General features: G+C 62.6%; 4 protein-coding genes. 2 read left to right on the top strand and 2 right to left on the bottom strand.

Going from position 1 to position 6,179, the window contains the following annotated elements:
* On the top strand, positions 1–768 hold a 768-nt coding region (locus ACIREA_RS24400; RefSeq protein WP_397384946.1), incomplete at its 5' end, for a GNAT family N-acetyltransferase.
* 70 nt (positions 769–838) lie between these two features.
* Here the strand turns inward: ACIREA_RS24400 and ACIREA_RS24405 are convergent.
* Together ACIREA_RS24405 and ACIREA_RS24410 are read right to left on the bottom strand one after the other, a co-directional pair.
* The gene (locus ACIREA_RS24405) at positions 839–2,215 is read right to left on the bottom strand and encodes an alkaline phosphatase family protein (protein WP_397384947.1); all 1,377 of its coding nucleotides are present in this window, start codon (positions 2,213–2,215) and stop codon (positions 839–841) included.
* A gap of 46 nt (positions 2,216–2,261) precedes the next feature.
* A complete protein-coding gene (locus tag ACIREA_RS24410) occupies positions 2,262–4,046 on the bottom strand; it encodes an SLC13 family permease (RefSeq protein ID WP_397384948.1) in 1,785 nt (594 codons plus the stop codon).
* A 340-nt stretch (positions 4,047–4,386) separates the two neighbouring features.
* Here ACIREA_RS24410 and ACIREA_RS24415 point away from each other — a divergent pair, with 340 nt between their 5' ends.
* Entirely contained in the window at positions 4,387–5,658 is a 1,272-nt protein-coding gene (locus ACIREA_RS24415) for a putative Na+/H+ antiporter (protein WP_397384949.1), read from the top strand.
* Positions 5,659–6,179 lie beyond the last annotated feature (521 nt).

The raw sequence follows: 6,179 nt of genomic DNA on the forward strand, positions 1-6,179 counted from the left end.
TTCGATGCGTTGCAGGAGGTTCATAGGCGTGTGGGGCTGCCGGATTCGGAGTGTGCGGGCGGGCGCGGGATTGTCAATCTGCGGGACTGGATTAATAAGGCCCACCCTATGACGCCAGTGTTCGACGAAGCATTCATTTGTGATTCCGTGCCTGCGGAAATCATGGATCATGCGTGGGCGATGGGCTGGCGGCATTTCGGCAGGCATTTCTTCCGCTACAGCACCCAGCAGGCCCCGGACGGCGGCCTGCAAACCATCACGCCTCTGCGCATTGATCTCGAGTCCTGCACCTTCACCAAAAGCCAGCGCCGCGTGCTGAACAAGAACACCGACCTGCGCACCGAGATCGCCCCCGCCACCATCGATGACGAGCTGCGCGCCCTCTTCCAACGCCACAAGCAGCGCTTCACCCACAACATCCCCGAAACGCTGGAAACCTTCCTCGGCCCCGATCCCGCCCGGGGCCCCTGCGAATGCCGCATGGTCCGCGTGTTTGACGGTCCCTGCCTCATCGCCGCCAGTTTCCTCGATGTCGGCCAGCACGCCGCCTCCAGCGTTTACGGCCTCTTTGAGCCGGAGCACTCCCGGCGCAGCCTCGGCATCTTCACCCTCCTGCTGGAGATCCAGCACTGCCGCACAGCCGGCCTCCGCCATCTCTACTCCGGCTACGCCACCCGCGAGCCCAGCGTCTACGACTACAAAAAGCAGTTCCGCAGCACCGAGTATCTGGACTGGGGTGCAGGTGGGTGGTGGCCATTGCTGCCTTGACGCCCCAGGTAGGGCGGATGCCCGCAAACGACGGCGATTGCGGATGATCTCCTGGCGGCAGAGAAGCTCCCTACTTGCCCTCCAAGAGCGGCTGCAAGACGGGACCATCCATGTTTTTCACCTTCAAGCCGAGCAAGGCGGCAAGCGTCGGTGCCACGGAGGTGTTGCTGACCGTGCCGCACCGCGCACCCGCCTGGATGCCCGCGCCCCAGGCGACAAACGTCGCGTGCATGTCCGGCTCTGCGGCGTCAGATCCGTGTGAGCCCTTGGTCACCACATCCGGAGGCGTCACCACCACGTCGCCGATCGGCGAGTCCACGAAATTGAAACCGCTCGCCGCCGACAGCACGAGGTCAGCCATCTGCGGATTCTTCGCTGGATCAGGCAGCCCCTGGGCGGCGAAGTCAGCCTGAGCAATCACGGCTCCCACGCCTTCCAGTTGGCGGAACTGCTCTGCGAGCTTCACCACCTGCGCCGCACGGCCTTCATCCCGCAGCACATAGACAAAGCAGGCTCCGCCCTGCGCCACGGCGCGGACACTGCCGCCCGTGATGCGCGTCCCGAGCGCGGTGAGCAATCCCTCCTGCCGCAGCAGCACATTCGGCAGAATTCGCCGGCGGTAGGACACGAAGCCATGATCAGACACCACCACCAGCGTCGCGCGCCCGCCATGAGTGCGCTGCAGCTCCTGCCAGAGCTCGGCCACGCACGCGTCCTGATTTTTCAGTGCGGCATAGGCCTGCGGTGAGCGGGGACCAAACCGGTGCTGCACATGATCGAGCTCCACAAAATGCATGAGCAGCAGATGCGGGCGATGAAGGCCCAGCAGATGTTTCCCCATCTGCGCAAACATGCGGTCCCTCTCAGCGATGCGTCCGGTGTTCCACCACTCCTCCTGCATGCCCCAGGGGATGCCTTTTGCGGTGAACTCCTCCAGCAGCGAGGGTGTGGCGAACTGCTTCACCAACGCCATCGAGCCCACATCCGGAATGGTCCAGTCCAGCGTACGCGCACCGCGAGTCGCAGGCCAGATCAGCGCGGCCGTCTTGAGTCCCGCCTGTTTCGCGAGGTCGTAGATCGTCGGCACCTTCACAATCTCGTCCTTGTTGAAAATGGGATCGACCACCAGCGGCACGATCTCGTTCTTCACGCGGTCAAGCACGCTGTTGCCAAGCACCCCATGCTTTCCGGGATGGACGCCCGTGACCAGCGTGGTGTGGTTGGGCCAGGTGACCGTGGGCATCGAGGCGATCATGCCCTGCGCACGCGCCCCCTCGGCCGCCAGCCGGCGCAGCGTCGGGATCTCCGCCACCGGATCGTCGAGGTAGAAGTTCGCCAGGCCATCCACGCTCACCATCAAGACCATGCGCTCGGGAGTTTCCGCATCCACGCGGGCGGCACCAAGCAGCATGAAGAGAGCAAGAGGGAGAATGGATACACGGAACATCCCTGCGATGTAGCCTGCCTGCTCCGCGTTTCAAGCGATGCTGTACTCAAGGCCGCGCCACAAACGGCCAGAACAGCGGGATGAAATAAACGGACAGGCCCCAGAAGAGCAGGTTCAAGGGCACCCCCACACGGACGAAGTCACTGAAGCGATAACCGCCGGCATTGTACACCATGGTGTTGGTCTGGTAGCCCACAGGGGTGGCAAAGCTGGTGGAGGCGGCAAACGTCACGGCCACAAGGAAGGGCTTGGGATCCAGCCCAATGCTGTGTGCGGTGGCAATGGCAATGGGGGCGATCAGAACCGCAGCGCCGGTGTTGCTCATAAACTCCGTGAGGATGGCAGTGACGAGATAAATGGCGGCAAGCAGGGCCATGGGATCATCCCTGCCCGCGAAGCGGAGCACCACATCCGTGATGGTCTGGGCAGCGCCGGTCTTCTGCATGGCGATGCCCAGCGGCAGGATGCCCGCCAACATCACGAGCACGCGCCAGTCCACCGCACCATAAGCCTGCTCCGGGCGCACACAGCGCAGAATGATGAGCACCAGCACTCCCGCGAGCGCCCCCACAAGAATGGGTAAAATTTTCAGCGCGGCGAGCACGACGACAAGTATGAACACTCCCAGCGCCAGCAATGTCTTGCCACGCTGGCGCACCGGTGCCTCCAGCTCATTGAGGACGAGCAGGCCGTCCTCCGCACGCACGCGGTCGATGCCCGCCTGCTCCCCCAGCAGCAGCAGGGCATCGCCAATGCGCAGCCTCACGCTGGAGAGCTTTTCACGCAGCACCTGGCCGGTGCGCTGCACGGCGAGGGCGATGACGCCGGTCTGCTGGCCAAAGCGGATTTCAGCCAGCGTGCGCCCGATGAAGGGGGAGCCTGGAGGGACGATGGTTTCACAGAGCTTCACGTCCTTGGAGCGGATGGTTTCATCGCGCAGCTTGAACTCGGGCTCGATTTCAAGCTTCAGCCCGGTGGTGACTGCGAGGAGCTTGTCTGGCCTGGCACGCACGAGCAAAAGGTCTTGGACCTGCACGGTCTCACCCACGGCGGCCAGGATGGTGTGTGTGGCGCGATGGATCTCCAGCACGGTGATGTCATGCTCACGTGACAGCGGAGTCTCGCCAATGCGCTGGCCAATGAGCGGCGAACCCTCCATGACGCGCAGCTCGGTGACGTACTCTCCAAGCTGATAAACATCCGTGAGCTGCTCAGCGCGGCGCGCCGGCAGCAGCCAGCCCCCGAAAAACACAAGGTAGGCTCCCCCGGCAAGCGTCAGCAGCAGACCCAGCGGCGCAAACTCAAACAGGCTGAAGCTGCCAAGACCTGACTTCTCGTAGATGGAGTTCACGAGCAGATTGGTGGAGGTGCCGATGAGCGTGCAGACACCGCCAAACTGGGAGGCAAAGCTCAGCGGAATGAGCACGCGTGATGCGGGGATCTTTCTCGCGGCGGCAGCGGCGATGACCAGCGGCAGGAAGACGGCAACGGCGGCCGTGTTGTTGACGAAGGCGGACACGGGCACCACGCAGAGCATGACGAGCATGCAGAACATGCCCGGGCTGCTGCCACCGCTTTTGGCAAGAAGCCTGCCCAGGGCATCCAGCGCACCCGTCCTCTGCAACGCGGAACTGAGCACGAACATGCAGCCCACAATGATGACGGCGGGATTGGAAAAGCCAGCAATGCCTTCCTCCACCGTGACCACACCCGTGATGAGCAGAACGGCGGCGGCCAGCAGCGCCACGATGTCCACCGGCAGCTTTTCCGTGGCAAAGAGTATGACGGCTCCCACGAGCGTGATGAGGGTCACCCAGAGATCAAAACTCATGCGGGCAAAAGTTCATGGAAGGGTGCGCCCGCGCAGCGGGACCTTCGGATGAGGTGAGGATGTTTCATAGAGGGCTGCAATGGTACCAGGGCAAGATCAGGCTACGAGCCGCAGACCCACATCATGAGATAATTCGCACAATCTTTGTTCAGGGGTCCGTGAGGGCAGTATGGAATCGCAAACGACACAGTCGTTGGATGCACCCCATGCGTTTGAACGGGCATGTGGGCTGCTCATTCAGGCCGCAGAAGCGCACGACAAACCCGGTTTCGCCTGCTACCTCATCCCACATCTACAGGACTCCAAACCCGCATCTGCCGGTGACAGACACCTTCAAAGCATGACTGCCTCCCCCATCGAAATCCTCGCGACCTCGCTCTTCGCACTCGCCGTGCTGCACACCTTTGCGGTCAAGCGCTTCGCCCACTGGGCCCATCGCTATCCCGAAGGCTCCATCATGGAGAACATCCTGCATTTCCTGGCCGAAACCGAGGTCGTCTTTGGCCTCTGGGGTGCGGCGCTGTTCGCGGGAATCGCCGCGCTGAAACACTCGCTCCATGACGCGGTGGTCTACATCGAGGGGCTGAACTTTACGGAGCCCAAGTTTGTCTTTGTCGTCATGGTCGTTGCAGCGACCCGTCCCGTGGTGCAGCTCGCTGAAACCTGCATCTCAGGCCTTGCACGCGTGCTGCCGTTTCAGGCCAGCGTGGCCTACTACTTTGCCGCCCTGTCCTTCGGCACACTGCTGGGCTCGCTCATCACCGAGCCTGCGGCGATGACCCTGATCGCCATCCTCCTCAAGCGCCGTTACTTTGACTGCGGCATCGGCGCAGGCCTCGCCTACGCCACGCTCGGGCTGCTGTTTGTGAACATCTCCATTGGTGGCACGCTCACGCATTTTGCCGCTCCACCCGTGCTCATGGTCGCCTCCAAATGGCAGTGGGACTCCTGGTTCATGCTCACCCACTTTGGCTGGCGTGCCGTTGCCAGCTGTATCGTCGCCACCGCAATTGTGACCTTTTTCTACCGGGCCGAGCTCAGCCGTGTGGAAGTGGTGGAGCAGCCCGCGCGGCCCCTGCCCGCATGGCTCACGCTGCTGCATGTCGTCTTCCTGGCGCTCGTCGTCATGTTCGCGCATCACCCGGATGTCTTCTTCGGCGTGTTCATGGTCTTCCTTGGCATCGTCAGCGCCACGCATGAGTATCAGGACGATCTGCGCCTGCGCGAGGGCCTGCTCGTCGGCTACTTCCTCGCCGGCCTCGTCACCCTCGGCTCGCTACAGTCCTGGTGGCTGCAGCCGCTCATCGCCGGGCTGGATGGCTCCAGCATGTACTTCGGCGCCACCGGCCTCACCGCCCTCACCGACAATGCCGCCCTGACGTATCTCGGCTCCTTGGTCGAAGGCATCTCGCCCAAGCTCCAGTACGCCCTCGTCGCCGGAGCCGTCACCGGCGGTGGCCTCACCGTCATCGCCAATGCGCCCAATCCCGCCGGCATTGGCATCCTGCAAACCTCCAAAGCCTTCAACAACGAAGGCATCAGCCCCCTGAGGCTCTTCCTCGGCGCCTTGCTGCCGACCGGCATCGCCATCCTGTTCTTCTGGTTTGTCTGACGCCGGCAGACGGCTCCCAGCCGGATTTGATGCCAGATGCCACGCCTAAGCACGGCATCACGGCATCTTTTTCAGGCCACCACCCCAAATGAGTGCACGTCATGGCAGGGAATGGCATTTGATGGCAACCGATGGCATCCAGCGACCGCAAATGAGCGCGTGAACGGCATCTTTTTGGCCCGGGTTTGATGCCGTGGATGCCGAAGAACTCGCTCACCACCCAGGCGCCTGCCCGCCGCAGCAGAGCGGAAAGCCCCCCAACTTCCCCTCTCTTTCGGTTCTGCGTCGCACAGCACCAGCCAAAGATGCTCAGTCCTGCCTGATGTAATCCGGCCAGCGCATCCCCCCTCGGAGCCCTTCATTTCCCACGCCCCCAAAAAGATGCCGTGATGCCGCGCTTAGGCGTGGCATCTGGCATCTTTTTTTCAGACCACCTGCCAATCGTGGCAAAACAAAGCAAAAGACAGACACTTGAGCGCATCGAAGCGCGGCCATTGGAAGTGGGCGCAGAAGATGACGGC

The sequence above is a fragment of the Prosthecobacter sp. genome (assembly GCF_044373815.1).
In the GTDB taxonomy this organism is placed as follows: Bacteria; Verrucomicrobiota; Verrucomicrobiia; order Verrucomicrobiales; family Verrucomicrobiaceae; genus Prosthecobacter.